Genomic DNA, 24,684 nt, shown 5'->3' on the forward strand with positions numbered 1-24,684 from the left:
CGATGAGCATCGACTCCGACACCCGCATCTCCTATCCCGACGGCGCCGTGCGCTCCTCCGGGCGCGTGCAGCACGTGGGCCGGCTGCAGGACGGCCGCTGGGCGGTCGTCCTCGATGCGACCGCCGCTCACCCCGTCGACTCGACCTGGCCCGACCAGGGGCCCGACCGCGGTGCGCTGGTCGTGGCGGGGGAGCGGCTTCCCCTCATCGACTGCCGCATCGGGGCATGGCAGGGCGGCGAGCTGCACGTCGGCGAGCGGCTCCCGGCGCGGCTCGGCACTCCGGAGTGGAGCTTCGTCGTCGTCCACATCGTCGACGACGCCTCCTCACTCCATGTGGACGACGAGGTCGACGTCGAGGTCGACGCGGACCACCGGCACGAGCTCTCCCGCGGGCACACCGCCTGCCACCTCGCCTCCCTCGCCCTCAACGCCGCTCTGGCCTCGTTCTGGTCGAAGCCGGCACGCACCGACGCCCTGGGCAACCCCGACTTCGACCAGGCCGCGATCCAGACCTCGCGGATCCGCGAGTCCGGCTCCACCGACGTCTACCGCCTCGGCAAGTCCCTCCGACGCAGCGGAATGGACACCGCCCGCCTGCTGGCGGAGATCCTCGAGGTGCAGGAGCGGGTGAACGCCCTCCTCGCCGAGTGGATCGCCTCGGACGCGGAAGTGCGCATCGAGCGCGATGACGACCTCCTCAGCACGCGGCGGACATGGCGCTGCACCCTCCCCGCGGGGGACGCCGCGATCGCGTGCGGCGGCACCCACGTCGAGCGCCTCGGCGAGTTCACCGGCCTGCGCGTCCGTCTCGAGCCGGAGGCCGACGGCACCGGGCTTCGAATGGAGACCGACGCGGTCTAGCGGCGGTTGCGGCTGTAGAACAGCCCGATCGTGCCGAGGACCAGTCCGATCACGACGGTCGACAGGACGACCGGCTCGATGACGGCTCCGACGGCCGTCGCCACGAGCACGGCCACGAGCGCGACCGCCCAGACGACGCACCCGACCAGCAGAGCCGTCGCGTCGTCGCTCGCGTAGGGCGGCGGCGCGGGCCGCCGCTCCTCCTCGCGCAGCCACAGCCGCATGGCGTGCCTCAGACCGCCAGGCGCTCGAGGACGTGGTCGATGCAGCCGAGCAGCGAGCGGACGTCGTCCGGCTCGATCGCGACGAACGTCGCCACGCGCAGCTGGTTGCGGCCGAGCTTGCGGTACGGCTCCGTGTCGACGATCCCGTTCGCGCGGAGGATCTTCGCGACGAGAGCGGCATCGACGGAGGCGTCGAAGTCGACGGTCGCGACGACCTGGGAGCGGTGCTCGGGCACCTCGACGAACGGGGTGGCGAGGCTCGAGGCCTCGGCCCAGTCGTAGATCGCGGAGGAGGACTCGGCCGTGCGCGCCGACGCCCAGGCCAGGCCGCCCGAGGCGTTCATCCACTCGAGCTGCGACTCCATCAGCAGGAGGGTCGAGAGCGCCGGAGTGTTCAGCGTCTGGTTCAGGCGCGAGTTGTCGACGGCGTTCTTGAGGCTCAGGAACTCGGGGATGTAGCGGCCGCTCGCCGCGATGCGCTCGATCCGCTCGATCGCGGCGGGGGAGAACAGGCCGAACCAGAGTCCGCCGTCGGAGGCGAAGTTCTTCTGCGGGGCGAAGTAGTAGACGTCGGCCTCGGCGATGTCGACGTCGATGCCGCCCGCCGCGCTGGTGGCGTCGATGACGGTGAGCGCGCCCTCGTCGCCGCGGACCCGGCGGACCGGGGCCATCACTCCGGTGCTCGTCTCGTTGTGGGGCCACGCGTACACGTCGATCCCCTCGACGATCTCGACCTCGCTCCGGGACCCCGCTGGGGCGGAGACGACGTGGGCCGGCTCGAGGAACGGCGCGGAGGCGGCGGCCGCGAACTTCTGACCGAACTCGCCGAACGTGAGGTTCTCGGCGCGGCGCTCGATGAGGGAGAAGGCGGCGGCGTCCCAGAAGGCGGTCGAGCCGCCGTTGCCCAGCAGGACCTCGTAGCCGTCGGGGATGCGGAACAGCGTGGCGAGGTGCTTGCGCACGCGCCCGACGAGGTCCTTGACGGGCGCCTGGCGGTGCGAGGTCCCGAGGAGGTGCGCGCCCTGCGTCGCGAGGTGGGCGAGCTGGTCGTGCCGCACCTTGGACGGGCCGCAGCCGAACCGTCCGTCGTGGGGGAGCAGCTCGCGAGGAATGGTGAGGTCCGGCATGCGTTAATACTAGGGTTCCCGGCCCGCACCCCTCCTCCGAGCGACGGAGGCCTGCGTCGCGCCGCAGCGCCGATGCTGCGTCGTGGCGACCACTAGGGTGGAGCGCGCCGAGACGGGAAGGCTGAGATGACGGATCTGATCGACACCACCGAGATGTACCTGCGCACCATCCTCGAGCTCGAGGAGGAGAACATCATCCCGCTGCGCGCGCGCATCTCGGAGCGGCTCAGCCACTCCGGGCCGACCGTGTCGCAGACCGTCGGTCGCATGGAGCGCGACGGCCTCGTCGTCGTCTCGGGCGACCGCCACCTCGAGCTCACCTCCGACGGCCGCCGCAAGGCGATCCACGTCATGCGCAAGCACCGCCTCGCCGAGCGGCTCCTCCACGACGTCATCAAGCTCGACTGGGAGTTCGTGCACGAGGAGGCCTGCCGCTGGGAGCACGTGATGAGCGAGCAGGTCGAGCGCCGTCTCCTCGAGATGCTCGACCACCCGACGGAGTCGCCCTACGGCAATCCGATCCCGGGCCTGGACGAGCTCGGCGACACCCCCGCCTCCCGCTTCGCCGACGGCGTCATCAGCCTGCCGCGCTTCGTCGCCGGGTCGAGCGAGCCCCGCCGCGGCGTCGTCCGACGCCTCGGCGAGCCGGCGCAGGTCGATCCGGAGCTCCTCCTCCAGCTCAAGCAGGCCGGGGTCGTCCCCGGTGCCGAGGGCGAGTTCTCGGCCCTCAACGGCTACGTGCTCGCTCGCATCGACGGAGCCGAGGCGGGCATCGAGCTGCCCAACGAGGTCGCGGCGCACATCTTCCTCGTCGTCTGACCCGCGCCTCCCTGGGAGCGGCCCGTACGGGCCCTTACCGCATCCGGTGACCGGAGGCGAACGGGAGAGCGGTCTCTTCCCGCCGAGAAGGTGACAAATCGGTAACGGTCGCTTACGCTCTGTGGAGCCCTGCGGCCGAGCCTCGGTCCCAGGGCGCGGGATCCGACGCCCCCACACCCGTCTCGGATCCTGTGCACACCGATGCTTCGTGCATGAGACGGGACAGCTGCCTGGGCTGAGGGGACGTCGGAGGATCTCCCCCTTGCCCCAGAACCCCCTCACCCCGAACGAGGACGCCGGCTCACCCGACCGGTTCCGCTCCAACCACCCCGACCGCTCCGGCGACGCGACCTTCGAGAACCGGCCCCCGGTCATCCGCGCCCGGATCCACGGGGACGCACCCGTCTCCCGTCGCGCCGTTCCCTCAGCTCCTGCCCGCCGCGCGGACATCACCGACTTCGTGCCGTCGCCGGCCGGGACCCCGCGCAAGCGCCGGGGCCGTGTCGTCGGCAAGGTCGCGATGGTCGGCTTCGCCGGCGCGCTGGTCGCGACCATGGCGCTCCCCGCCTACGCCTTCACTCCGGGCAGCCAGGACGACGGCCTGTTCGCGGCATCGCGAGCCGACCTCCTCCGCCAGGGCTCCGCGCAGACCGTCGCCGTCGACGGCGGAGTGGTGCAGGCCGCGATCGCCCGCGACGGCTTCTCGGCCGAGGCGGCGCCCCCGCCGCCCGCACCGGAGCCCGAGCCCGTCGTGGTGGCCGAGCCCGTCGTCGACACGAGCGACGTCGCGGAGGCGCGCGCCGAGACCGCCGAGGAGTTCAACTCCTACTCCGGCGCCTCGGCCAGCGAGATCGCGGCCGCCGCCCCGACCACCAGCTACAGCCTCTCGGCGGTGTTCGATACGGCGATGCAGTACCAGGGCGTGCCCTACGTCTTCGGTGGAGCCGACCCGAGCGGCTTCGACTGCTCCGGCTTCGTGATGTACGTCTTCGCCCAGTACGGCATCTCGATGCCGCACTCGGCTGCGGGCCAGGGCGCCATGGGCACCCCCGTCTCGCTCGCCGACGCGCAGCCCGGCGACCTCGTCATCATGGACGGCCACGACGGCTTCTACGCGGGCAACGGCAACATCCTGCACGCGCCGTACGAGGGCGCGAGCGTCCGCGTGCAGCCGCTGTGGACCTCCGACTACCGGATCGTGCGCATCAACGGCTGACCCGGTCGATCCGCTCGAGAGCCCGTCCCCTCCTGGAGGGGGCGGGCTCTCGTCGTCCCGCCGTGTGAACGCCGCGTGACGAATCCGGACCGACCCCTGGTGTTCCGGGCGTGAAGGGTTAACCTGAACCCCAGTCCGCTCGCGTGGCGAGCGGATCGATTCGTCGAGGGACGGAGTGCCGGGATGGCCGAGCGGAGCGGGCGCCACAGCGTGGGCCTGCGCTCGCGCGTGCGGCCGGCCGATTCGATACGCGCGCGGGTCCTCACCGCGGCGGTGCACTCCTCCGACACGCGGATACGACTCCACGTCATCGCGCGGCACTCCGCCGCGGCCTCGCAGGGCGCCGTCATCACGACGGCGCCCTTGCTCGTGGTCGCGGCGCTTTCGCGTGACGGCGTGCGACAGCACGGAGGTCACTGATGCGCACTCTGGTTCTCAACGCCGGCTACGAGCCGCTCGCGGTGGTGTCGTTCAAGCGGGCCCTGGTCCTGCTGATGACGGAGAAGGCGACCGTGATCGCCGCGGACGAGGGCAATCCGGTGCACAGCGCGCACGGCGACCACGTGCGGCCCTCGGTGATCGTGCTGACCCGGTACGTGCGCATCCCGAGCGGCCGGAGTGTGCCGGTATCGCGCCGGGGCGTGCTCCGCCGGGACAACCACCGCTGCGGCTACTGCGGTCAGCACGCGGCGACGATCGACCACATCCAGCCCAAGTCGCGCGGGGGCCGGGACACGTGGGAGAACCTCGTCGCCTGCTGCCAGCGCTGCAACAACGTCAAGAGCGACCGCACCCCGCACGAGATGGGATGGCGTCTGCGCACCGTCCCCCGGATGCCGCGCGCCGGCTCCTGGCTCGTGCGCGGCGCGGAGCGGACGCAGCCCGACTGGGACGACTACCTGGCTCCCGCCGCCTGACGGGCCGCGGTCGCGCCGCTGGCGGCGTTGTCGTCGGGCGCGATACCGCCGGTATCGCTTCCTCCTCCGCCTTGCCAGCGACACGACCGCGACCCGTCAGGAGAGGGGCGTCGGGTGCGGCCCAGCGTTACTCGTTGTCGTTGCCGGTGTTGGCGCTGGCGTTGCCGGGGCGCTCGCCGGCCCAGGTCCAGTTCGCGACCTCGGGGATGTCCTCGCCGTGCTCGCGGGTGTAGGCGCGGGCGCGGATGCGGGCGTCCTGCATCTCCTGGCGGAGACCGGCGGCGCGGGCGCCGAGGCCGGGGGTCCGGTCGATGACGTCGATCACCAGCGAGTAACGGTCGAGGTCGTTGAGCATCACCATGTCGAAGGGAGTGGTGGTGGTGCCGTTCTCCTTGTACCCGCGCACGTGCAGGTTGCCGTGGCCGGTCCGCTTGTAGGTCAGGCGGTGGATCAGCCACGGATAGCCGTGGTACGCGAACACGATCGGGCGGTCGGGGGTGAAGACCGCATCGAACTCGCGGTCGGAGAGGCCGTGCGGGTGCTCCGACTCCGACATCAGACGCATCAGATCGACCACGTTGACCGTGCGGATCGCAAGGTCCGGCAGCGTCTCGCGGAGGATGCTCACCGCCGCGAGGGTCTCGAGGGTCGGCACGTCGCCCGCGCAGGCGAGCACGACGTCCGGGGACTCGCCCTGCCGCTCGCTGCTCGCCCACTCCAGGATGCCGAGGCCCCGCGTGCAGTGCGCGACCGCCTCCGCCATCGTGAGCCACTGGGGCGAGGGCTGCTTGCCGGCGACGACCACGTTGACGTAGTCCACGCTCCGGAGGCAGTGGTCGTAGGTCGAGAGGAGCGTGTTCGCGTCGAAGGGCAGGTAGACGCGCACGACCTCGGGCTTCTTATTGACGACGTGGTCGATGAAGCCCGGGTCCTGGTGGCTGAAGCCGTTGTGGTCCTGGCGCCAGACGTGGCTCGAGAGCAGGTAGTTGAGGCTCGCGATCGGGCGGCGCCACTCGATGTCGCGGGTGCCGTCCAGCCACTTCGCGTGCTGGTTGAACATCGAGTCGATGATGTGGATGAACGCCTCGTAGCAGGTGAAGAGCCCGTGGCGGCCGGTGAGCAGGTAGCCCTCCAGCCACCCCTGGCACTGGTGCTCCGAGAGCACCTCCATGACCCGCCCGGCGCGAGCCAGGTGGTCGTCGAGGGGGCTGAGCTCGGCGTCCCACTGCTTGTCGGTGGCGGCGTAGACGGACTGCAGCCGGTTGCTCGCGACCTCGTCCGGCCCGAAGAGGCGGAAGTTGGTCGGGTTGGCGCGGATGACGTCGGCGAGCCATTCGCCGAGCACCTTGGTCGCCTCCGCGACGGTGCCACCCGGCTGCTCCACGACGACCTCGTAGCGGCGGAAGTCGGGCAGGTCGAGAGTCTGCCGCAGCAGCCCGCCGTTCGCGTGCGGGGTCGCGCTCATCCGCAGCTCGCCCTCGGGGGCCAGCGAGCGGACGCGGTCGACCACGCCGCCCTCCTCGGTGAAGAGCTCCTCGGGCCGGTAGGAGCGGAGCCAGTCCTCGAGGAGCCGGGTGTGCGCCTCGGTGTCGCGGGCGTTGGGCAGCGGAACCTGGTGCGAGCGGTAGGTGCCCTCCACCTGGACGCCGTCGATCTCGGTCGGACAGGTCCAGCCCTTCGGGGTCTTCAGCACGATCATCGGCCAGGCCGGGCGTGAGAGGTCGCCGGCGGCGGCGCGCTCCTTGATCGCCGCGATGCGGTCGAGCACCGTGTCCAGGACGTCGGCGAACCGCTCGTGCACGCGCATCGGGTCCTCGCCGTCGAAGCCGCCCTCGACGAGGAACGGCTCGTGGCCGTAGCCCCGGAGGAGGCTGTCGAGCTCCTCCTGCGGGATGCGGGCGAGGACGGTCGGGTTCGCGATCTTCCAGCCGTTGAGGTGCAGGATCGGCAGGACGACGCCGTCGGTGAGCGGGTTCACGAACTTGTTGGAGTGCCAGCTGGTGGCGAGCGGGCCGGTCTCGGCCTCGCCGTCGCCGACGACCGCCGCGACCAGGAGGTCCGGGTTGTCGAAAGCCGCTCCGTACGCGTGGCTCAGCGCGTAGCCGAGCTCTCCGCCCTCGTGGATGCTGCCCGGGGTCTCGGGGGCGGCGTGGCTGGGGATGCCCCCGGGGAAGCTGAACTGGCGGAAGAGGCGGCGCAGCCCCTCCTCCGACTCGTCGATGTGCGAGTAGATCTCGCTGTAGGTGCCGTCGAGGTAGGCGTTGGCGACCATGCCCGGTCCGCCGTGGCCGGGACCGGTGATGTAGAGGGTCGGCTGGCGGCGCTCGCGGATCGCGCGGTTCAGGTGCGCGTAGATCAGGTTGAGGCCGGGGGTGGTGCCCCAGTGGCCGAGCAGGCGGGGCTTGATGTCCTCGCGGCTCAGCGGGGTCTTCAGGAGCGGGTTCGCGAGCAGGTAGATCTGCCCGACCGCGAGGTAGTTCGCGGCGCGCCACCAGGCGTCGACCGTGTCGAGAGTGTCCTGGGTCAGCTCGGCGTCGGCGGGTCGCGCGATCCAGCTGTGCTCGGGGACGGGCAGGAGGGACGGAGCGGGGGAGTCGGCCATGTGCCCACGCTGGCATCCGGACGCCCGGGGCGGAAGGGCCTTGCAGGCCCGGCTCCGGAGGGGGTCAGCCGCGCGGCGTCGCCCGGCGGAGGACCAGCGAGCCCACCACCGTCAGCAGCGCGGCGGGGACGAGGAGCAGAGCGGCGGCTCCGGCGGTGCCCGCGCTCTCGAGGACGTCCACCACGACCGGCCGGCCGCCGGCGAGAGTGACGACGACGACCACCGCGAGTGCCGCCGCTCCGAGGACGAGGAGGAAGGCCGTCACTCCGCGCTCCCGCCAGCGGAGGAAGACCGCGCCCGCTGCTCCGCCGAGGGCGAAGGCGGCAAGGAGCGAGCAGAGCAGGACGACGAAGCGCTCGAGCCACGGGCCGTCGAGGGGAGAGGCGAGGAAGAGCGCGCCGCCCAGCCACCAGCCCCCGGTCGCCTCCTCGATCGCCCCGAGGGCCACGACGATCGCGGACCAGAGCACGGACAGTGCCGCGAAGGCGAGGGCGCTGCCGAGGACGTGGTCGCGTCGGGTCGCTCCGTAGCTCAGCGCCAGTCCGAAGGTGGCGGTCGTGGCCTGGATGGAGCCGATGAAGAGGAAGACGACGATCAGCATCCCCGGCCCCACGAGGAGGATGCCCGAGTCGCCGCCGCCCCGCTCGGCCCCGATCCCGCGGAGGACGAGCCACCAGATCACGAGGTTGCCGGCGAGGACGGCGAGCAGGACGAGCAGCGGCCAGCCGAGGACCGTCCCGGGGTGGGCGAGGTGGAGCCTCAGAACGGAGAGGATCCTCCGCGGGGAGGCGGAGCGGCGGGCGGGGGCGGTCATGGTCGGTCCTCTCGGATCGGGGGCGGTGGTTTCAGCTGCTGCGCGGGGTGGCGCGGCGGAGGATCGCCCAGCCCGCGACTCCAGCGATCGCGGTCGGGATGAGCGAGAGGGCGTAGCCGCCCGCGTATCCGACGCTGCCGAAGAAGGAGCCGACGGCGGGCCAGTTCTCGGTGAGGGTGAGGAGGGTGATCACGGCCAGCAGGAGGGCGCCGAGGATCCCGAAGAAGAGCAGCATCCCGCGCTGGCGCCAGCGCACGTAGACCGCCGCCGTCGCCGCTCCGATGAAGAAGAAGAAGAGCAGGGCGCAGAGCACCGCGACGGCCTGCTCGCCCACGGAGTCCCCGCCGAAGTAGATCGAGCGGAAGAAGCTGCCGCCGAAGCCCCAGCCGTCGGTCGCGCGCTCCACGATCCCGAGGACCACGAAGACGCCGGTGTAGAAGACCGAGAGGGCGACGAAGGTGAGGGCCGTGCCGAGGGAGAAGTCGCGGCGGGTGGCACCGTAGCCGAGGGCGAGGCCGAAGGTGACGTTCACCGACTGGACGGCCACGACCATCATGTAGACGAAGAGGAAGAAGGACGCGCCGGAGTAGGTCATCCCCTCCTGCGCCTCGAGGCGCTCGCCGGAGTCGAGCCCGCGGAGGATCAGCCACCAGACGACCAGGTTGCCCGCCAGGATGACGGCCGTGATGATCAGCGGCGTGTAGAGGATCGTGGCGGGGTTCGCGAAGTGCAGGCGGACGATGCTGCCGAGGCGGCCGACGGCGGTGTCGTGGCGCGTGTGGGCGCCGGTGAGGGCGGTCATTCCGAGGCCTTCCCGGTGGTGAGCTGGACGACGAGCTGCTGGAGGGGGACGGACTCGAGCTCGAGCCCGTGGCGGGCGGCGGAGGCGCGGCCGGCGTCGTCGAGGCGGGGGAGCGTGGCAGAGGCGCGGCTGCCGAGAGCGGAGCGGGCGATGACCTCGCGGCCGGCGGTGAACGACTCGACGGCCTGCCGGGGTCCGATGACCGTTGCCGCAGCACCCCGCAGCTCCTCCGCGTCACTGTCGACGACGAGGCGGCCCTGGTCGATGACGAGGACGTGCTCGAGCAGGCTGCTGACCTCGTCGATGAGGTGGGTGGAGAGGACGACCGTGCGCGGGTGCTCGGCGAAGTCCTGGAGGAGGCGGTCGTAGAACAGCTGCCGGGCGACGGCGTCCAGCCCCAGGTACGGCTCGTCGAAGAACGTGAGCGGGGCGCGGGAGGCGAGACCGACGATCACTCCGATCGCCGAGAGCTGTCCGCGGGAGAGCTTCTTGATCTTGCGGTCGACCGGGAGGCGGAAGTCCTCGACGAGCTCGCGGGCGAACGCCTCGTCCCAGCCGTCGAAGAACCAGGGAGCGCTGCGCAGGACGTGCTTCACCTTGAAGTCGTCCGGGTACTTCTGGCTCTCCTTGATGAAGCAGGTGCGGGAGAGGACGGCGGCGTTCTCCACCGGCGACTGCCCGAAGACGCGGATCTCGCCCGAGCTGGCGAACTCCTGGCCGGTGAGCAGCGACATCAGCGTCGTCTTGCCCGCGCCATTGCGGCCGAGGAGGCCGTGGATGCGGTTCTCCTCCAGCGCGAAGCCGATGCCGTCGACGGCGCGCATGCGTCCGTAGTGCTTGGTGAGGTCGTGGACCTCGATGACCGCGCTCATCGCGATCCCCCTTCTGTGATCATGTCGGCGAGCTGCTCGGTGCTGAGGCCGAGCTTGGCGGCCTCGGCGAGCAGCGGAGCGACGAACTGGTCGCGGAACTGCGTGCGGCGCTTCTCGACCAGCCGGTCGCGCGCCCCCTCGGCGACGAACATGCCGATCCCCCTCTTCTTGTAGAGCACCCCGTCGTCGACGAGCAGGTTCACGCCCTTGCCGGCGGTGGCCGGATTGATGCGGTGGAACGCGGCGAACTCGTTGGTCGACGGGACCTGCGACTCCTCCGGCAGCGCGCCGTCGATGATGTCGTTCTCGATCTGCTCGGCGATCTGCAGGAAGAGCGGGCGGGAGTCGTCCACGCGGGCTCCTTCGGTGCTGGGTTGAGTGGTTAGTTGGTGCTGTAACTAACCATGGAGCCTCCGCGAGGCTGTGTCAAGAGGCGGGTGCCGCTCGGTCGGCGCGACGAGGCCCGCGGCGTGCTTCGCTGGCGTTGTGGTGAGGCCCTGTCGTCGCTTCGCGGGGGGCGGGGCACGGCGGGTACACTGGCTCGGCCAGCCTCTGTAGCTCAATGGAAGAGCGACTCCGTCCTAAGGAGCAGGTTGGGGGTTCGAGTCCCTCCAGGGGCACCACAGTGTCGTTACTAAAACCCTTGCCAGAGAAGTACGCCGGATTGGCGCCGATCTCGGCCTCCAGGAAGCTGGTGGGGTTCCGAGCACCATTCTTTCGAGTGGTGCTTTTTTCGTGTGCTGCGAGCTGAACGGCGGTTGAGACGATCGTGACGAACGGCTCGTTCAACTCGACGGTGATGGTCTCGTCCGCGTGAACGAGAACACGCGCGAGGAAGACCTGATTGAAGAGCCTCTTCACGTGGTCGGGAGCCCAACCGTAAGCGCTGGCACACTCCGCGGTCACATCGAGGGCGAGCCGGATCGCATGCTCGACATCGGCAACGTCCTGGCTCAGAATAGTTGCATGAATTCAAATCCGCATCGATGTTTAATCCGAAAAGCATTTTAAATGCTACTAGCCCGCCACCTTGCCAGCTACGGTGAAGGCTTGGCGCAAGCGCGCAACGAGGGAGACGTGGTTGCATTTGTGGAATCGAATAAAGTACCCAGTCTTTCTATCTATGACAAGGTGAGTTTGCTTCGCCTCTGCCTTGGGCTGCAAGGCGTAACGACTATTCTAGACGGTGAGCCAGTCGACGTTCTGTCTGATGCGATGGCCGCACTATTCGATGCTGGATTTAACTGTCGGCTATGTCGAGATGATGCGCGAAGTATTTGGATTGAAGTCGTTTTAGCTGCAGCTGTCTTTGACTACCTTGATGTGCGCGGCGAGGATCTATCTGTGTTCGAAGCTAAAACTCTCTGGGGGAGTCCTTTGTCCCTCGCGATGGCGCATGAGGGCGTGCTGACGTTGCGTCAGGCGACCGGTTCGCACGAGCCGTACGAATATTTTCTCGCCGCTCACTACTCTGATCGGTGCTCTAAAGCAGAGATGGCCTTTTTTGCGGCGCAATGGGAACTCAGGCGAATCTCTAGTCCATCGATTATTGCTGATGCAGAAAGTGAAAGTCGGACAGCCTCTCTATCACAAACTCAGAGCGACGCAGCCTGAGAACGTGCGGACATTAGCTTCGAGATAATCTCTGATCGCCGGTTCTGTATCGAGGCAATCCGGTCGCGAGCATCGGACTGGCGCCGTTGCTGGCTGTTTACGATTGACATCCAGTTGGGATTCTGCATCGAGGGCGAGCGCGCTGACAGGGCGCGCGAGTACGAATCTTGTGCCCGGTAGAGCGCCATCTCAACGTTGCTGAGTTGGGCTTCTAGACGGCTGACATACTCATAGGCTTTGCGACGTCGTTCAGCTTTACGGTTCTCGAAGTCCTGTTGCTTGCGCTCGTGTAGCTTCGTCTTGGCTGCGTTGAGGCGCGCCCACAGTTGTTCGTTGTCAGCCTTATCGCATTGCCCGACTTGTTTCCACCGATCGGTGAGAGTACGCATCTCGTTTCCGGCGGCAGTCAGATCGGTCGCAGATGACAGCGATTCTGCTCGGGCGACAATCTGCTCCTTAGCTGCGCGGTTGCGCTCCCATTCGCGCTTGCGCTCTTCAAACTGCCGGTGCTTGCGATCGTTAAGCCGAGTTCGAGCGGCGTTGAAGCGCTGCCACAGTTTTTCGTTATCCGCCTTATCGCATTGACCAACTTTCTTCCACTGATCGCCAAGTGTGCGCATTTTCTCGGAAGCGGATTTCAAGTCGTTCGATCCAGCAAGTCCTTCGGCCTGCGATACTATACGTTCTTTTTCGGCCTTGTTTGCTGTCCACTCCGCCTTCCGCTTTTCGAATTCTCGTGAGCGTCGTTCGTTGAGCTGTTTGCGGGCGCGGTCAAAGCGGGCCCAAAGGCGATCCTCTTCGGCACGTTCGCAGCGACCAGCCTGCTTCCACTCATCGAGGAGCTTCTTCATCTCTTCGCTGGCCGCCCGTAGATCACTAGAATTAGTGAGCGACTCGGCGCGATTGATGATCCGCTGTTTTTCTGCCGCGGCGACGAACTGATTCTTCTTCAGATTATCGAAATGCTGCTCGCGCGCGTCAAAAAATGACTTGCGGGCAGCGTCGAATTTCGGCCATAGCTTGTTGGCTGCGCTCGGGGCGGCCTTAGCCGCCCCTTGCCACTTTGTGAGAAGTTGTTTGTACTGCTCACCGGTAGATTTCCAGTCGGTTGACGTCGAAAGGTTCTGGGCGTCTTGAACGATCCAGTAGAGCGGCTGATCTGTGCCAACAATCACGTCAGCGCGCCCCGTCGAAGGGTACTCATTGACAGTCGTTGGTCGTCCGGCATGATCGGTGTATCGCTGCTGCGAAGCTGGGCCGCTCCCCCGAGGAACTGTTCGCCCACTGTCGTAGCGAGCGCCGGACGTCCTGCGCGAGTACTCGATCAGTCCGTCCTGGCCGACAGCATGGTCATGGTCTCTGTCGTTCGCCATAACGCCCCCATCTCGTAGTGCGCGTAGTCTACGAACTGGCTCGGCGCGGTGTCGAGAGTCAGGGTTTCGTCAGGCGCTGAAGAGCGATGCGCTCGATCCCGTTCCTTCTCGCCGAGAAGCCTCGCCATGGCTGCGGAAGTTTGGCTGCCGCGCGCCCAGTCCTCCTCCGCGTGGTATTTCAGGGTCGACTTCCTCCCTGCAGCACTTCTATGTTTGGAAGGTCAACGTTGGTCACTCGGTGTAGGCCGGCGCCCGTCCGTTACCTTCGATGCTGCCGCCCGTGTCGGGAAGCAGGGCCTGCGCTAGCGTCGCTCCATGACCACACGTGAGTTGCGCGACGAGCTCGCCGCGTTCGTCGCCGAGCGGGAGTGGGCGCAGTTCCACTCGGAGGAGAATCTGGCGAAGAGCATCGCCATCGAGGCGGGGGAACTGCTCGAATGCTTCCAGTGGGGCCACGACGCCGACCGGGATGCCGTCCGATCCGAGCTGGCGGACGTCCTCACCTATTGCCTGCTGCTCGCCGACAGGATCGGCGCCGACCCCGAGGACCTGGTGCGGTCGAAGCTCATGCGGACGCGCGAGAAGTACCCGGTGGACAGGGCTCGGGGAAGCAGCGCCCGGTATGACGCCCTCTGACATCGAGCGGATCGTCTTCGACGGGCCGTCCGTCAAGGCCTGGGCGATGACGGACGACCGCCGCTCGAACTGGCCGGTCGTCTACGTCCTGGACGAGAGCAAGCGCCGCGCGAGGCGGCTCCCGCGGGTCTACGTCGGAGAGACGAGGAGCGCCGCGAGCCGGCTGCGGCAGCACCTGGGCTCGGTCGACAAGGTCGATCTCCAGACGGCGCGCGTGATCGTCGATCCGAGGTTCAACAAGTCGGTCTGCCTCGATCTCGAATCCTTCCTGATCAAGCTGCTCTTCGCGGAAGGTCGATTCGCCGTCCTCAATCGCAACGAGGGGATCGTCGACTCCGACTACTACGACCGGGCGGCCTACCAGGACCGCTTCGCCGAGATCTTCGAGCAGCTGCGCCTGGAAGGCCTGTTCACGCGGAGCATCGCTGAGATCGAGAACAGCGACCTCTTCAAACTGTCGCCCTTCAAGACGCTCACCTCCGAGCAGGCGGCGGCGGTCGTCGGAATCGTCGACGCGCTCGTCGAGGACCTCGGGAAGCAGACACAGTCCACGTCGATCGTTCAGGGGGAGCCGGGGACGGGCAAGACGATCGTCGCTGTCTACCTCCTCAAGCTCCTCGCGGACGTCCGGCTGTTCGCGGAGAGGATCGACAGAGCCGAGGAGGCTCCCGGCGAGGACCGGCTGGACGACCTCGTCGAGGGCGACTCCGTCTTCTCGGACTTCTTCTTCGCCGACACCCGCGAACTGCTGCGCGGGCTGCGCATTGGGATCGTCGTGCCGCAGCAGTCTCTGCGCTCCTCGATCAAGAAGGTCTTCGCCAAGACCACAGGGCTCGACGAGAAGATGGTGCTCACTCCCTTCCAGGTCGGTGAGGACCCGGGACGCTGGGACCTGCTCGTCGTCGACGAGTCGCACCGCCTCAATCAGCGGGCCAACCAGCCGTCGGGCTCCCTCAACAAGAAGTTCACGGACATCACCACTGCGCTATTCGGCTCCGACGATCACGCCCGGACTCAGCTCGACTGGATCCGCGCGAAGAGCGATCACCAGATCCTCCTTCTCGACGCGGCGCAGTCGGTCCGACCGGCAGACCTTCCGCGGCCCGCGATCGACGCGTTGATCCGATCCGCTCAGGAGGACGGCCGCCTGCACCGTCTGACCTCGCAGATGCGGGTGCGCGCCGGAACGGACTACGTCGGCTGGGTGCGCGCCGTCCTCGATCCGACGGCAGCAGACCTCCCCCTGCGACCGGACCTCGGGGAGTACGACCTCCGCTTCTACGACGACTTCGGAGCCCTGCGGCGCGACCTGCGGCAGCGGGAGGAGGAGACCGGTCTGGCGCGGCTGGTCGCCGGCTACGCCTGGCGCTGGACGTCGCGGAAGGACCCGTCAGCCGCCGACATCGAGATCCAGGGAGAGCGGCTCCGCTGGAACAGCACGCAGGTCGACTGGATCGCGTCGCCCGGCTCCGCCGATGAGATGGGCTCGATCCACACCGTGCAGGGGTACGACCTGAACTACGCGGGCGTTGTCATCGGCCCGGACCTGAGGTGGGACAGCGAGAAGGGCCGGCTGAGGGTCTCCCGCTCGGACTACCACGACAAGAAGGGCAAGGAGAACAACCCGGGACGGATGGGCCGCGATTACACCGACGACGAGCTCCTGCAGTACATCGTCAACATCTACGCGGTGCTGCTGACCCGCGGGATGCTCGGCACGTACGTATACGTCTGCGACGACGCCCTCCGGGAACGACTCCGGACGGCCTTCGGCCGACCGCTCACGGCCTTCTGAGGGCGTCCCGCGGGCCTTCGTTCAGGCTGACTCGACATGATCGAGGCTGGTACTCGACGGAAGGTTCTCTGTGAGCATGTTCAAGCGCGTTCTCGGCATGGCGTCGAAGGCGCTCGATTCGAAGAGCGGCTCGGGGTCGTCCTCGAGCGGGACGACCGATTGGCGCGACCTCGTGCGCTCCGCTGCCGACAAGGTGACGGGCGACTCGCGGAGCGGGCAGGCTCAGCCGCCCCAGCAGTACGGCTCGCCGCAGCGCCCCTCCGCGCGACCCCAGGGCGCCCGGCCCGGGCAGCAGCCTGTGGTCACGCAGGAGGACCGCGCGGCGATCGCGCGCTACGACTACCTCCTCCGCACCGCCGACCCGGAGCAGCTCGAGCAGGTCCACCGCGACGCGTTCGCGAAGCTGACGCCGGCGCAGCGCACCCAGGTCGAGGCCCGGCTCCGCGACGAGCTGCCCGCGAACGAGCAGCCGCGGTCCTCCGCCCCCGACGACCTGGCGCGTGCGGCGACGCGGGGAGAGGCGAACAACCCGGGATTCCTCAAGAAGATGTTCTCGAAGCCGGGGACGCGCGGTACGCTCGCGGGCGCGGGCGTCGGAGCGGCGGCGGGCATCGGGCTCGGCGCGGCGGGCGGACTGCTCGCGGCGGTCGCAGGCGGTGCCGTGATCAGCAGCGTCGCCGGTCCTCTGCTCGCGCAGGCGTCCGGTCTCGGCGTGGACTTCGAGAACCTGGCCGGCGGATTCGGGGACCTGGGTGACTTCGGCGACATCACGGGCGGCGCGGGCGAGTTCGTCTCCGGCGCGGGCGAGCACGTGTCCGGGCTGGGGGAGCAGGTGTCCGAGTTCGGCTCGGACTTCCAGCTGCCGGGTCTCGGCGACCTCGGGAACCTCTTCGACCGCTAGGCGGTCCCGGCCGGAGCGCTCCGGCGGCGGAGGAACGGCGACGCGATCGCGAGCGCCGCTCCGACGACGAGCAGGACGGCGCCCACGATCGCGACGGCGGTCGTCGACCAGTCGGGGAGGTCGACGACCGTCGTGCCGTTGAGGAGCTTCCATTCACAGGCTGCGCCGAGCGGCCACCACGACCAGAAGCCGCGGACGAGCTCTCCCGCTTCGGGCGGGACACCGCCGAGGCTGACGCTGCAGACGTAGTCGAAGCCCTGACGGTCGATGTTCGCGTACTGCAGAGGCACGAGTGCGAGCGCGGCCAGGCCGGCGACGGCGAGGACGAGGCCGGCGATCAGGGCGAGACGGGCGGCCGTGAGGCGCTTCTTCACCGGTGTCGAGGCGGGGGCGGGCGGCGTCTCGGTCATCATCCGATGGTGTCATGAGCGCGGAAGGGCCGGGCGGGGGTGCGCAACTACGGCTGAGACGCGTGCATCGGTCTGATTCAGCGCTTCGCGAGAAAGTCAGCATCCGGTGCGCAAGAGTCGCCGGTGTGCTGGCGCGATCGGATGCCGTCACCAGCGTCCGCCGACCGCCCGCAGCGCGACGGCCAGCATCCCGGCCAGCGCCACCAGGACGGTCGCGATGACGAAGATCCCGGACGAGTAGCCCTCGACCATCAGCGGCAGCACTGCTCCGAGGACGGTCCCGACCTGCGTCACGGCCGTGTATGCGCTGGCGCCCGCGCCGACTCCGCCCCTGCTCGTTCGACCGAGCAGGACCAGGCCGGTGCTCTGAAAGCCGACGCCCACTACGGCGTAGAGCACCTGGGCCAGCAGCAGCACCGGATAGGTGGTCGCGAGGAGCAGGAGCGAGAACGATCCGACCCCGAAGAGGGCGATCACGACGAGGGTGACGGCGCTGCCGCGGGCCGCGCTGAGCCGACCGAGCAGAGGCAGCGCGGCCAACTCCAGTAGAGCCGATATCAGGAACAAAGGAGGCACCTCGGCAGGGCGGAGCCCGGACGAGACAGCGAACAGCGGCAGATAGATCCCCCGAAGGGTGTCGGCCGACTTGAGAAGCGCCACGAGGACAAGCGCAGTGAAGAACGCTCCGCTTCTCGCTCGAGGCGTTCCGACTTCTCCGCCATCGTGCTCGCGCGGGAACGCGCGTCCAGCGAATGGTCTGCAGGTCGCACCGATCATCGTGATGCCGCCGAACACGGAGGCGATCAAGAGAGGATCGAGCCCGAGCGCGGACACGGCCGAGTAGATGACGAGGCCGAGGATGTATCCGCCGACCGTCATCAGCCGAAGACGCGTGACCGCGGCGACCTGTTCGTCGTCACTCAGCTGCGCGGCGACGCGGCCGAAGATCTGCGGGACGATCGTGCTGACGAGGAGCAGGAGAAAGCCGCTCAGCATGACGAGCACGAATGTACCTGCGGTCGCGCGGAGTGCAAGGAGGGCGACCGGGACGGCTGCGCAGGTCAGGACCAATGCGCTGCGCGGGTACCCGTGATGGCGAACTGTAGGGACGAGCAGGGTGTTGTAGACGATGGCGGCGGCCGCGTTGACGAGAAAGAACACGGCGATCTCGCCCTTTGAGTGACCGGCCGAGTCGAGGGAGACGGGAACGGCTACGCTCGTGAGGCCTCCGATGGTCGCGTTGCTCAGCAGGGTCAGGGCGACGGATTGTGGGACGCGAGCGCCAGACAGTGGTTCCTCCTTAGTCGCTGACCGGTCTAGTTGGCGCGGGCGGAGGAAGGTGGATCCTCGATGTCGCCCGGGTCGTTGCGATCCGAAACTGATGCGCGCCACTGAATATCTCTCACCTAAAAGCCGTCCGACCCTATCCCCGCTGATTGAAATGTCGCGGCGAGACCGCGCCCCAGCAACAGGTCCTTCCCGCACCTCCGGGCCGTGGCCAGAAGATGCTCACCCCACACTGCAGCCAGGGGCGCCATCGCATCGCTCAGGTACACCATGTCGAATTCGCGTTCGGCGAAACCGCATCGGATCCCGATCGCGTTGAGATTGACCGGTCGCCGTGCAGTCGACCAGCCGCTCGGATGTTCGGACGCAATGGGAAAACCCGGCCCGAGCGCGACGACGGACCGTGAATGAGCTACTTCAGACATCAGTCCGACGAAAAGCATCGATGTGTCGTTCGGATGCTGACGAAGGATCTGCAGGTCAGCTCGGCTGTTCGTTGAATCTCGAGCCCACCTCGCGACGCGCTCCCACTCGGGCTGCTCCAATTGCGCCAGGGGCCTGTTGCAGATGAAGAACTCGATTTCCATATCGACACATCGATCGGCCCACTGTTCCAGGTTAGCTCGATTGCTTCTTGCTTGTTCGGCTGTATTTTCGGAGATGCTCGGCAGTTCTACGCCCCACGCGTCCTCTATCCAGTGAAGAGAAAGGCCCATCCGGCATAGCCTGTAGCCGAACTCCACATCTTCGACTCCATAAGTTGAGAAGCGCTCGTCGAAACCGCCCGCGGAGAAGAAATCCGATCGCGCCACTGCAATGTTCCGTCCCCAGTAGAAACGCCAGGGGACCGCCAGCGGAACCCGCCGGACATCGACATCCAACCACTTGTCCGATCTGTAATCAGCGTAGCCGGGCCGCGTAGCCATCTCCATGTGTCTTGTGCGTCAGTCCGGGCCGCTGACAAGAGAACGGAATGCATGGGCATCTTCGCCAGAGAAGTCCCAGCCGTAGGTCGGCCCTGCTGTACTGCGTTTACCGACTTCCACGTTCGCCGCATGGGACTGAATCAGGTGCTCGCCCGCGAGAGTGCCGCAATCGAGGAAGATCAGTGTTCTGCCCCGAGATGCTCGCGCGCCGAGATTCCTTACCGCGCTCAGGCGGAACCCGTCGTCTCGTTGGCGAGTGTATGAGATGTCAATCGCGTGTTCGAAGGCCTTGACGACCGCAACGGTATCGCTCGAAGAGCCGTCGTCTGCGACGATGACCTCATAGGTGAACGACGCCTCTTGTTGCGCTAATGTCGTCAGAGTTCTTCTCAACTCGTCAGGGCGGTCATAGGTCGGAACGACGACTGAAACCTCCGGAGAAACACCGTCTGCTTTCTGCGGGAAGATCAACGGTCCTGACATGCCTTCATCCTTTCTCGCGTACCTGGAGGCATCGCAGAGCCGGCCCTCATTGTACGTTGCGGACTGCACTCCGCGATGTCGCGGTAAAGGAGTGATCGCTTCACGTCAGTTCGCTTGTGACTTCGCAATTCGATGTGCGAGACCGTAGCAGGCTGTGCCCTTCGGCGACCAGAGTGTGGCGCGCGTGGCACCCCTCGGGTCGTGAACACCAAGCGCACGCGCAGACGTGGCGCCAAGGCTCGCCCGCTGTCCAGCTCTCACAGAGCCAGGCGCGGCGAGTGTCATTTCGTGCCAGTCGTCGGCGTGGATGGCTGTGGGATATATGTTCATCATCACATCGAACCGACGAAGACCCACACGAAGAGGTGCGGAGTGATTTATCTCGATTCTGCGGCCACGTCTTTTCCCAAGGAGCATCATGTAGTGGACGCCATGAAATCCTATGCTGAACGTGGAACAAGCCCAGGCAGGTCGGGGCACCGGCTATCCGCTTGGGCTGAGGGCCAAGTCTGGGCAGCTCGTGAGTCGCTAGCAGATCTGGTCAAATGCATCGATCCGGAGCGGGTGACCTTCTCGCTGAATGCAACGATGTCTCTCAATGCGGTTGTGCACCACCTGGGCTCGATCGGGGGCCGCGTCCTGACGTCCGCTTTCGAACACAATTCAGTGGTTCGGCCACTTCATGCAGCGGCGCAGGAGGGTTCGGTCAGGCATGAGATCATTCCGCCCTCGACCAGCGGACCGTTCGATCTCGATCGACTGCAGGAGCAACTGCTTGCCGGCGGAGTCGCCGGGGTCATTGTCACCTGGGCCTCCAACGTCTCCGGTTCAGTGCTTCCGATCCGTGAAATCTCTGAAATCTGCAGAGAGGCCGGTGTTTTCATCGCCGTGGATGGGGCGCAGGCGCTTGGGTACCTTGATGTCGACGCGGGTCTTGCGGACGTGCTGGTGTTCGCTGGGCACAAGGGTTTGGGGGGACCTTTGGGTGTTGGTGGCGCTGTTGTCGGAGAAGGTGTCCGGTTGTCGCCTTTCGTCACCGGCGGATCGGGTGGACGTTCTGAAAGTCGGGATCATCCCTGCTGGCTGCCCTGGTCGCAAGAGGCGGGAACACAGAATGGGATCGGAATCGCCGGGTTAGGCGCGGCTCTGAGGCTGTTGGACGGGGCCGAGATCGCCAGAAGGCGGCGTCGAGCAACCGATTTGCGAGAACGATTCGTTACTGGTCTCAGTGGTGGTGGCGCGGTCACCCTCATCGAATCGCCCAGCGCCGAAGAACCTGTCGGAGTGGTGTCGTTCCGGATGAACCGTGTGACCCCGAGTGTTGCTGCTTCGCTCCTCGAAGAACGCTTCGACATTCTCGTTCGCGCCGGACTGCATTGCTCTCCTCTGGCCCACGAGACTCTCGGCACAGGCGATGGCGGGACTGTCCGGGTGAGTTTCGGGCCGAGAACTACGACAAATGAGGTCGATCTAGCACTTGCCGCAGTCCAGTCCATCTCATCGAGTTCGAGCGAAAGGAAATGATGAAGAATGTCGGTCACCTGGGACCCCGAATGCGTCTTCTGCAGGTCGAATCCGCGTCGAGTGTGGGAGGAAGACGGACTCGCGGTCTGTTCTGATCCAGCTCCCCTTCGGCAGGGTCACCTCCTCATCTACACAACCGAGCACTATCCATCGGCCGCAGACATGGATGCGCAGGCGGCAGAGCGGCTCGACGCATTGGAGGCCGACCTCGGTAAGCGCGTATGTGCAGAGTTCGGGGACTACGTTCTGTTCGAGCACGGGCGTACCGGTCACTGTCTTCGAAGTCGTCCTGGAGAGCGCCTCTGTCATCACATGCACGTCCACATGATTCCCGGCGCCCTAGACCTGCGGGGCTATGCAGGAATAGCGCAAGAGATCGAGATCTCATCATGGTGAGACGTCCTAGCCCTTGGTAGCGATGTCGATGGCTACGTTGTCATCGGCAATGCGCACGAAAAGGTCGTCGCGCCATTGACGCGCTCTCTTCCTCCGCATCACCTGCGTACGGTGATCGCGCGGGCGAACGCAACTCCAGATCTCGCCGACTGGGAACTCGCTCTCGCGGGAGAAGAGGTGGGCCTGGTCGCCGCTGCATCGCATTCGACTGTCGTCGCGCTCGTTGAGAATTTTCGGTTTGCGAGGGCGATGAAGCGCCCCGTTGTACTGCATGTCTCGTGGGGAAGGGGGAACGGCCACGTCACGCGCCTGGTAGCCATAGGTCGGGCTTTTCACTCCGCGGGTTGGGACTGTGTTCTACTCGGTCGGCAGAATGCGGTGCACGATCGATTGGTCTCGAAGGCGGGAATCTTCACGACAGCCTATTACCGCGAAGGTGTCGCAGACATCGACCCGTGGGCAGAATGGGGAGATCCTGGCGTGTTCGATAAAGCAGTCGTTGCTGACGTCGCTGTGCTCCAGCGGTTCAGGCCGGACCGGGTGATCAACGATAACCGATTGTCGATGATCGTAGCTTGCGCTTCGCTCTCCATCCCGATCGTCACGCTATGCCAAGACAATCAGCTCGTCGGCTACCGCTATCAGGGCGAGGGAGTGTCCGAGATCTGGACCGGACCGCTCATGGCGGTCAACGAGGCTCTTGGGCGGCGAGGGCTTCCCCTGGTCGATCGAGATGTTCGAGAACTGTTCGAACGCGGGCTGATCGCAATACTGGCGTTCTCGGACCGGTCAAAGCGGGTCTGCATGGATCCGGGTTGCTGTTCTATCGGACGGTAGGAGGAATCGACTCGGAGTTCCTGCACGCTTTCGAGAACTGGGAAGGAGAAATCTATGTGGCGACCGGAGACCAGGCGTCAGCGGATTCGTATCGACATGTCCCGGACGCCATCCACATCGCGGCTCTCTGGGATCTCGAAGAAGTGTTTCCGGAGCTGGCTGCCGTCGTGCATCACGGAGGACATGGAATGGCGACGACGTGCGTGGCATCAGGGGTGCCAGCCGTCATTTTTCCAGGTCACAATCCGGAGAGGCGTTCGAACGGGTATCGGGTGGAGTTGTCGGGGTGGGGGAAGGTGCTCGGTCCACTTTCAGCGGAGGGTACTCGATGGGGCCCGGCCGTCGATGTGACCGGAGACCGTCCTCCGTGGAGCGATGTCCGTGGTGCAGTCGACGCTCTCCGGGCCCCCGACGTCGACGCGGGCGGGTCCGTCGCGTCAGCATCAGAGCTCGTCCGGCTGCTGACATGACGAGGGAGAAGCTCGTCCGAGACGGTGTACCGGCACTGCTCCGGGGTCTCGGTGTCGACGCGCGCTTCAGATCCGTCGATGCCGGCGAGCGGCGGGCCTGGCTCCTGGCGAAGCTGAAGGAGGAATGCGACGAGGTCCTGGCTGCCCCGTCCGTCGAAGAGCTGGCGGACGTCGCGGAAGTCCTGCATGCGCTCGCGTCGGAGCTCGGAGTGGCCTGGAGCGAGGTCGAAGCGGTGCGCGAGAGGAAAGGAGCGGACCGCGGAGTGTTCGACGCCGGAGTCGTGATGCGACTCTCCGAGTAGCACTCTGCTCGCGCGGCGGCGTCGTACCCTCGACTGCATGGGGTTCGTCTTCTCGCTGGTGATCATCGTCCTGACCGTGCTCGCGCTGGTCGACGTCGTGCGGCAGCCGGACAACGTCATCAAGAACCTGCCCAAGATCGTGTGGATCCTGCTGATCTTCTTCCTCCCGCTCATCGGCGTCTCGCTGTGGTTCCTGCTCGGGCACGACTGGAAGCGCGGCGACGGCGGATCCTTCGTGCCGGGCGGCCGAGTGCCCCGCCGCCGGAAGCAGGCGCCGCCGACGGTGGTGGTGCGGCCCGCTCCGAAGAGCACCGAGGAGCAGCTCGCCGACCTCGAGCGCGAGGAGGCGCACTACGCGCGGCTCGCCGAGGAGCAGCGTCGCCGCCGCGAGGGTGAGCGGCCGCTCGACGCGTGAGCGGCCGCTTCGGAGGCCGCTACTTCGAGAAGTTCGACGCCGCCCACTGGATCGAGGCGATCTTCGCCTGACCCGCGACGCTCGGGTGGAAGTAGTCAGTGGTCCCGATCAGGCCCTTGGTGACGGGGGTCGCGGTGAGCGCTCCGCCGTCCCAGTCGCAGAGCTGACCGGCGGCGCTGCACGCCGTCTGCAGCGCGGTGTTGTACTGCGTCGTCCGCGTCTTCGCGGCAGCGGCGGAGGCGGCCGCGGCGGTGCTGCTGAGCCTGCGGCCGGTGGAGCTGACGCCGCGCGTGGTCCGGCAGAGGTCGCCGCCCGCCCAGACGAGCGCGCCGACTCCGGTCTTCACGACCGACCACTCGGAGGCCACGTTCGGCATCGACGAGAGGACGATGCGGGCGGAGGGCCACGTGGTGCGGATCTTCGTGATCGCGGCGGAGGCTCCGGTGCGGAACGTGCTCGCCGGCGTCATCGTGTAGCCGTCGGAGGCGACGCGGTTGTCGGGAGAGCAGAGGTCGTTGCCGCCGATGAGCAGGGTGACGACGTCCGGCCGCACGCCGGCGGCGACCGCGGCGTCGATCCGCGAGGGGACCTGCGCGACGACGTCGCCGGTGGTGGCGAAGTTCGCGGTCGTGACCGTGGTGCCGGGGCGCGCGGTCCGCAGGCGCGAGGCGAAGGAGTTCACCGAGGAGCTGGTGCCGGTGGACCAGTTGTTGCGGGGGCAGTCCGCGAAGGAGCCGCAGGTCCCGTAGGCCTGGGTGATGGAGTCGCCGAGGCTCAGCACCGAGAGGGTGGCGGGAGTGGCGGCGGCGGCGGCCTGCGCCGGGAGCAGCGCGGCGGCGAGGGCGAGCGCGGCTCCGACGGCGAGGGCGCGGACGCGGCGGCTCGGGGTCGGCGGGCGGGAGAGGGAGAGGCTCATGGGGGACCGTTCTCGAGGGGGAGGACGGTGGGGAAGCCGTCGGTGCTGACGCTAGGGGAGCGGCGCCCCGGATGACCCCGAACGGGTGACCCCAGAACGGGCCGGATGTGCGCGACGGCAGCGGATCCGGTCGTCCGGCGGGC

At 67.2% G+C, this 24,684-nt stretch carries 27 protein-coding genes and 1 tRNA gene; 14 read left to right on the forward strand and 14 right to left on the reverse strand.

The annotated features are described in order from the left end of the window. Positions 1-2: 2 nt before the first annotated feature. The gene (locus C5C44_RS09420; protein ID WP_104335743.1) at positions 3-863 is read left to right on the forward strand and encodes a metal-dependent hydrolase; all 861 of its coding nucleotides are present in this window, start codon (positions 3-5) and stop codon (positions 861-863) included. Here the strand turns inward: C5C44_RS09420 and C5C44_RS09425 are convergent. After that, positions 860-1,087 carry a DUF2530 domain-containing protein gene (locus tag C5C44_RS09425; RefSeq protein ID WP_104224604.1) on the reverse strand — a complete coding sequence of 76 codons (228 nt, stop codon included), beginning with the start codon at positions 1,085-1,087 and terminating at the stop codon, positions 860-862. The two genes, C5C44_RS09420 and C5C44_RS09425, sit on opposite strands and share 4 nt — an antisense overlap. A gap of 8 nt (positions 1,088-1,095) precedes the next feature. Further along, a complete protein-coding gene (serC, locus tag C5C44_RS09430; protein ID WP_104335744.1) occupies positions 1,096-2,214 on the reverse strand; it encodes a phosphoserine transaminase in 1,119 nt (372 codons plus the stop codon). A gap of 126 nt (positions 2,215-2,340) precedes the next feature. Between serC and C5C44_RS09435 the strand changes: the two genes are divergently transcribed. The 3 genes from C5C44_RS09435 to C5C44_RS09450 all read left to right on the forward strand — a co-directional run bounded on the left by C5C44_RS09435 (position 2,341) and on the right by C5C44_RS09450 (position 5,166). Then, positions 2,341-3,033 carry a metal-dependent transcriptional regulator gene (locus C5C44_RS09435; RefSeq protein WP_104224606.1) on the forward strand — a complete coding sequence of 231 codons (693 nt, stop codon included), beginning with the start codon at positions 2,341-2,343 and terminating at the stop codon, positions 3,031-3,033. Positions 3,034-3,295: 262 nt separating this feature from the next. Next, a complete protein-coding gene (locus tag C5C44_RS09440) occupies positions 3,296-4,249 on the forward strand; it encodes a C40 family peptidase (protein ID WP_258066706.1) in 954 nt (317 codons plus the stop codon). Between the two features lie 419 nt (positions 4,250-4,668). After that, a complete protein-coding gene (locus C5C44_RS09450; RefSeq protein WP_104224608.1) occupies positions 4,669-5,166 on the forward strand; it encodes an HNH endonuclease in 498 nt (165 codons plus the stop codon). Between the two features lie 127 nt (positions 5,167-5,293). Here the strand turns inward: C5C44_RS09450 and C5C44_RS09455 are convergent, their stop codons facing one another. From C5C44_RS09455 to C5C44_RS09475, 5 genes are all read right to left on the reverse strand, one after another. Further along, positions 5,294-7,768 (reverse strand): phosphoketolase, encoded by a 2,475-nt coding sequence (locus C5C44_RS09455; protein WP_104335745.1) that lies wholly within the window; start codon positions 7,766-7,768, stop codon positions 5,294-5,296. Between the two features lie 64 nt (positions 7,769-7,832). Then, a complete protein-coding gene (locus C5C44_RS09460) occupies positions 7,833-8,582 on the reverse strand; it encodes a hypothetical protein (protein WP_104335746.1) in 750 nt (249 codons plus the stop codon). Between the two features lie 31 nt (positions 8,583-8,613). After that, complete coding sequence (locus tag C5C44_RS09465; RefSeq protein ID WP_104335747.1) at positions 8,614-9,384, reverse strand: ABC transporter permease; 771 nt, start codon at positions 9,382-9,384, stop codon at positions 8,614-8,616. After that, positions 9,381-10,256, reverse strand: a complete 876-nt coding sequence (locus C5C44_RS09470; protein WP_104224612.1) for an ABC transporter ATP-binding protein — start codon at positions 10,254-10,256, stop codon at positions 9,381-9,383. Before C5C44_RS09470 ends, C5C44_RS09465 begins: the two co-directional genes overlap by 4 nt. Then, on the reverse strand, positions 10,253-10,609 hold the full coding sequence (locus tag C5C44_RS09475) for a GntR family transcriptional regulator (protein ID WP_104224613.1): 357 nt from the start codon (positions 10,607-10,609) through the stop codon (positions 10,253-10,255). The genes C5C44_RS09470 and C5C44_RS09475 overlap by 4 nt, the downstream gene beginning before the upstream one ends. Before the next feature lie 195 nt (positions 10,610-10,804). Between C5C44_RS09475 and C5C44_RS09480 the strand changes: the two genes are divergently transcribed. Together C5C44_RS09480 and C5C44_RS16705 are read left to right on the forward strand one after the other, a co-directional pair. Continuing rightward, positions 10,805-10,879, forward strand: a tRNA-Arg gene (locus C5C44_RS09480). Between the two features lie 388 nt (positions 10,880-11,267). Beyond that, positions 11,268-11,870 (forward strand): hypothetical protein, encoded by a 603-nt coding sequence (locus C5C44_RS16705; RefSeq protein ID WP_146084329.1) that lies wholly within the window; start codon positions 11,268-11,270, stop codon positions 11,868-11,870. On the opposite strand, the gene C5C44_RS09485 is transcribed toward C5C44_RS16705, so the two are convergent. After that, complete coding sequence (locus C5C44_RS09485; RefSeq protein ID WP_181027098.1) at positions 11,852-13,045, reverse strand: DUF349 domain-containing protein; 1,194 nt, start codon at positions 13,043-13,045, stop codon at positions 11,852-11,854. The two genes, C5C44_RS16705 and C5C44_RS09485, sit on opposite strands and share 19 nt — an antisense overlap. Positions 13,046-13,558: 513 nt before the next feature. Between C5C44_RS09485 and C5C44_RS09490 the strand changes: the two genes are divergently transcribed. The 3 genes from C5C44_RS09490 to C5C44_RS09500 all read left to right on the forward strand — a co-directional run bounded on the left by C5C44_RS09490 (position 13,559) and on the right by C5C44_RS09500 (position 16,575). Then, entirely contained in the window at positions 13,559-13,879 is a 321-nt protein-coding gene (locus C5C44_RS09490; RefSeq protein ID WP_104246730.1) for a nucleotide pyrophosphohydrolase, read from the forward strand. Beyond that, positions 13,866-15,674 carry a DUF2075 domain-containing protein gene (locus C5C44_RS09495; protein WP_104246729.1) on the forward strand — a complete coding sequence of 603 codons (1,809 nt, stop codon included), beginning with the start codon at positions 13,866-13,868 and terminating at the stop codon, positions 15,672-15,674. Before C5C44_RS09490 ends, C5C44_RS09495 begins: the two co-directional genes overlap by 14 nt. Positions 15,675-15,750: 76 nt before the next feature. Next, positions 15,751-16,575: a hypothetical protein gene (locus C5C44_RS09500; protein WP_258066707.1), complete on the forward strand. Its 825-nt coding sequence runs from the start codon at positions 15,751-15,753 to the stop codon at positions 16,573-16,575. On the opposite strand, the gene C5C44_RS17025 is transcribed toward C5C44_RS09500, so the two are convergent. From C5C44_RS17025 to C5C44_RS09520, 4 genes are all read right to left on the reverse strand, one after another. Further along, positions 16,572-16,985 (reverse strand): hypothetical protein, encoded by a 414-nt coding sequence (locus tag C5C44_RS17025; RefSeq protein ID WP_104339898.1) that lies wholly within the window; start codon positions 16,983-16,985, stop codon positions 16,572-16,574. The two genes, C5C44_RS09500 and C5C44_RS17025, sit on opposite strands and share 4 nt — an antisense overlap. A gap of 147 nt (positions 16,986-17,132) precedes the next feature. After that, on the reverse strand, positions 17,133-18,377 hold the full coding sequence (locus tag C5C44_RS09510; RefSeq protein ID WP_146085191.1) for a hypothetical protein: 1,245 nt from the start codon (positions 18,375-18,377) through the stop codon (positions 17,133-17,135). Between the two features lie 14 nt (positions 18,378-18,391). Beyond that, entirely contained in the window at positions 18,392-19,198 is an 807-nt protein-coding gene (locus C5C44_RS09515) for a galactosyltransferase-related protein (protein WP_181132783.1), read from the reverse strand. 18 nt (positions 19,199-19,216) lie between these two features. Then, entirely contained in the window at positions 19,217-19,681 is a 465-nt protein-coding gene (locus C5C44_RS09520; protein WP_104335750.1) for a glycosyltransferase, read from the reverse strand. Between the two features lie 372 nt (positions 19,682-20,053). On the opposite strand from C5C44_RS09520, the gene C5C44_RS09525 reads away from it, so the two are divergent. Further along, positions 20,054-21,205: an aminotransferase class V-fold PLP-dependent enzyme gene (locus C5C44_RS09525; protein ID WP_181065646.1), complete on the forward strand. Its 1,152-nt coding sequence runs from the start codon at positions 20,054-20,056 to the stop codon at positions 21,203-21,205. Between the two features lie 402 nt (positions 21,206-21,607). On the opposite strand, the gene C5C44_RS16715 is transcribed toward C5C44_RS09525, so the two are convergent. Continuing rightward, complete coding sequence (locus C5C44_RS16715) at positions 21,608-21,874, reverse strand: hypothetical protein (RefSeq protein ID WP_181132786.1); 267 nt, start codon at positions 21,872-21,874, stop codon at positions 21,608-21,610. Between the two features lie 105 nt (positions 21,875-21,979). Between C5C44_RS16715 and C5C44_RS16720 the strand changes: the two genes are divergently transcribed. The 4 genes from C5C44_RS16720 to C5C44_RS09540 are packed head-to-tail and all read left to right on the forward strand — an operon-like array spanning position 21,980 to position 23,625. Next, entirely contained in the window at positions 21,980-22,438 is a 459-nt protein-coding gene (locus tag C5C44_RS16720) for a hypothetical protein (protein ID WP_146084331.1), read from the forward strand. Beyond that, complete coding sequence (locus C5C44_RS17530; protein ID WP_374953970.1) at positions 22,417-22,908, forward strand: glycosyltransferase; 492 nt, start codon at positions 22,417-22,419, stop codon at positions 22,906-22,908. Before C5C44_RS16720 ends, C5C44_RS17530 begins: the two co-directional genes overlap by 22 nt. Further along, the gene (locus C5C44_RS09535) at positions 22,905-23,210 is read left to right on the forward strand and encodes a nucleoside triphosphate pyrophosphohydrolase (protein WP_104224621.1); all 306 of its coding nucleotides are present in this window, start codon (positions 22,905-22,907) and stop codon (positions 23,208-23,210) included. Before C5C44_RS17530 ends, C5C44_RS09535 begins: the two co-directional genes overlap by 4 nt. Positions 23,211-23,247: 37 nt before the next feature. Further along, on the forward strand, positions 23,248-23,625 hold the full coding sequence (locus C5C44_RS09540) for a PLD nuclease N-terminal domain-containing protein (RefSeq protein WP_104255426.1): 378 nt from the start codon (positions 23,248-23,250) through the stop codon (positions 23,623-23,625). 19 nt (positions 23,626-23,644) lie between these two features. On the opposite strand, the gene C5C44_RS09545 is transcribed toward C5C44_RS09540, so the two are convergent. Further along, positions 23,645-24,541 (reverse strand): GDSL-type esterase/lipase family protein, encoded by an 897-nt coding sequence (locus tag C5C44_RS09545; RefSeq protein WP_104327087.1) that lies wholly within the window; start codon positions 24,539-24,541, stop codon positions 23,645-23,647. Between the last annotated feature and the right edge of the window lie 143 nt (positions 24,542-24,684).

It is taken from the genome of Rathayibacter sp. AY1F6 (genome assembly GCF_002932035.1).
Lineage (GTDB): Bacteria > Actinomycetota > Actinomycetes > Actinomycetales > Microbacteriaceae > Rathayibacter.

What these genes read in the sequence shown, in the direction of transcription:
- C5C44_RS17025 (WP_104339898.1), bottom strand. Translation starts at nt 16,985, where the DNA reads ATGACCGAGACGCCGCCCGCCCCCGCCTCGACACCGGTGAAGAAGCGC.
- C5C44_RS16705 (WP_146084329.1), top strand. Translation starts at nt 11,268, where the DNA reads ATGCTACTAGCCCGCCACCTTGCCAGCTACGGTGAAGGCTTGGCGCAA.
- serC (WP_104335744.1), bottom strand. Translation starts at nt 2,214, where the DNA reads ATGCCGGACCTCACCATTCCTCGCGAGCTGCTCCCCCACGACGGACGG.
- C5C44_RS09520 (WP_104335750.1), bottom strand. Translation starts at nt 19,681, where the DNA reads ATGTCAGGACCGTTGATCTTCCCGCAGAAAGCAGACGGTGTTTCTCCG.
- C5C44_RS09545 (WP_104327087.1), bottom strand. Translation starts at nt 24,541, where the DNA reads ATGAGCCTCTCCCTCTCCCGCCCGCCGACCCCGAGCCGCCGCGTCCGC.
- C5C44_RS09450 (WP_104224608.1), top strand. Translation starts at nt 4,669, where the DNA reads ATGCGCACTCTGGTTCTCAACGCCGGCTACGAGCCGCTCGCGGTGGTG.
- C5C44_RS09490 (WP_104246730.1), top strand. Translation starts at nt 13,559, where the DNA reads ATGACCACACGTGAGTTGCGCGACGAGCTCGCCGCGTTCGTCGCCGAG.
- C5C44_RS09435 (WP_104224606.1), top strand. Translation starts at nt 2,341, where the DNA reads ATGACGGATCTGATCGACACCACCGAGATGTACCTGCGCACCATCCTC.
- C5C44_RS09460 (WP_104335746.1), bottom strand. Translation starts at nt 8,582, where the DNA reads ATGACCGCCCCCGCCCGCCGCTCCGCCTCCCCGCGGAGGATCCTCTCC.
- C5C44_RS09465 (WP_104335747.1), bottom strand. Translation starts at nt 9,384, where the DNA reads ATGACCGCCCTCACCGGCGCCCACACGCGCCACGACACCGCCGTCGGC.
- C5C44_RS09455 (WP_104335745.1), bottom strand. Translation starts at nt 7,768, where the DNA reads ATGGCCGACTCCCCCGCTCCGTCCCTCCTGCCCGTCCCCGAGCACAGC.
- C5C44_RS09425 (WP_104224604.1), bottom strand. Translation starts at nt 1,087, where the DNA reads ATGCGGCTGTGGCTGCGCGAGGAGGAGCGGCGGCCCGCGCCGCCGCCC.
- C5C44_RS09515 (WP_181132783.1), bottom strand. Translation starts at nt 19,198, where the DNA reads ATGGCTACGCGGCCCGGCTACGCTGATTACAGATCGGACAAGTGGTTG.
- C5C44_RS09540 (WP_104255426.1), top strand. Translation starts at nt 23,248, where the DNA reads ATGGGGTTCGTCTTCTCGCTGGTGATCATCGTCCTGACCGTGCTCGCG.
- C5C44_RS09470 (WP_104224612.1), bottom strand. Translation starts at nt 10,256, where the DNA reads ATGAGCGCGGTCATCGAGGTCCACGACCTCACCAAGCACTACGGACGC.
- C5C44_RS09495 (WP_104246729.1), top strand. Translation starts at nt 13,866, where the DNA reads ATGACGCCCTCTGACATCGAGCGGATCGTCTTCGACGGGCCGTCCGTC.
- C5C44_RS09420 (WP_104335743.1), top strand. Translation starts at nt 3, where the DNA reads ATGAGCATCGACTCCGACACCCGCATCTCCTATCCCGACGGCGCCGTG.
- C5C44_RS09535 (WP_104224621.1), top strand. Translation starts at nt 22,905, where the DNA reads ATGACGAGGGAGAAGCTCGTCCGAGACGGTGTACCGGCACTGCTCCGG.
- C5C44_RS16715 (WP_181132786.1), bottom strand. Translation starts at nt 21,874, where the DNA reads ATGCAGTACAACGGGGCGCTTCATCGCCCTCGCAAACCGAAAATTCTC.
- C5C44_RS09500 (WP_258066707.1), top strand. Translation starts at nt 15,751, where the DNA reads ATGTTCAAGCGCGTTCTCGGCATGGCGTCGAAGGCGCTCGATTCGAAG.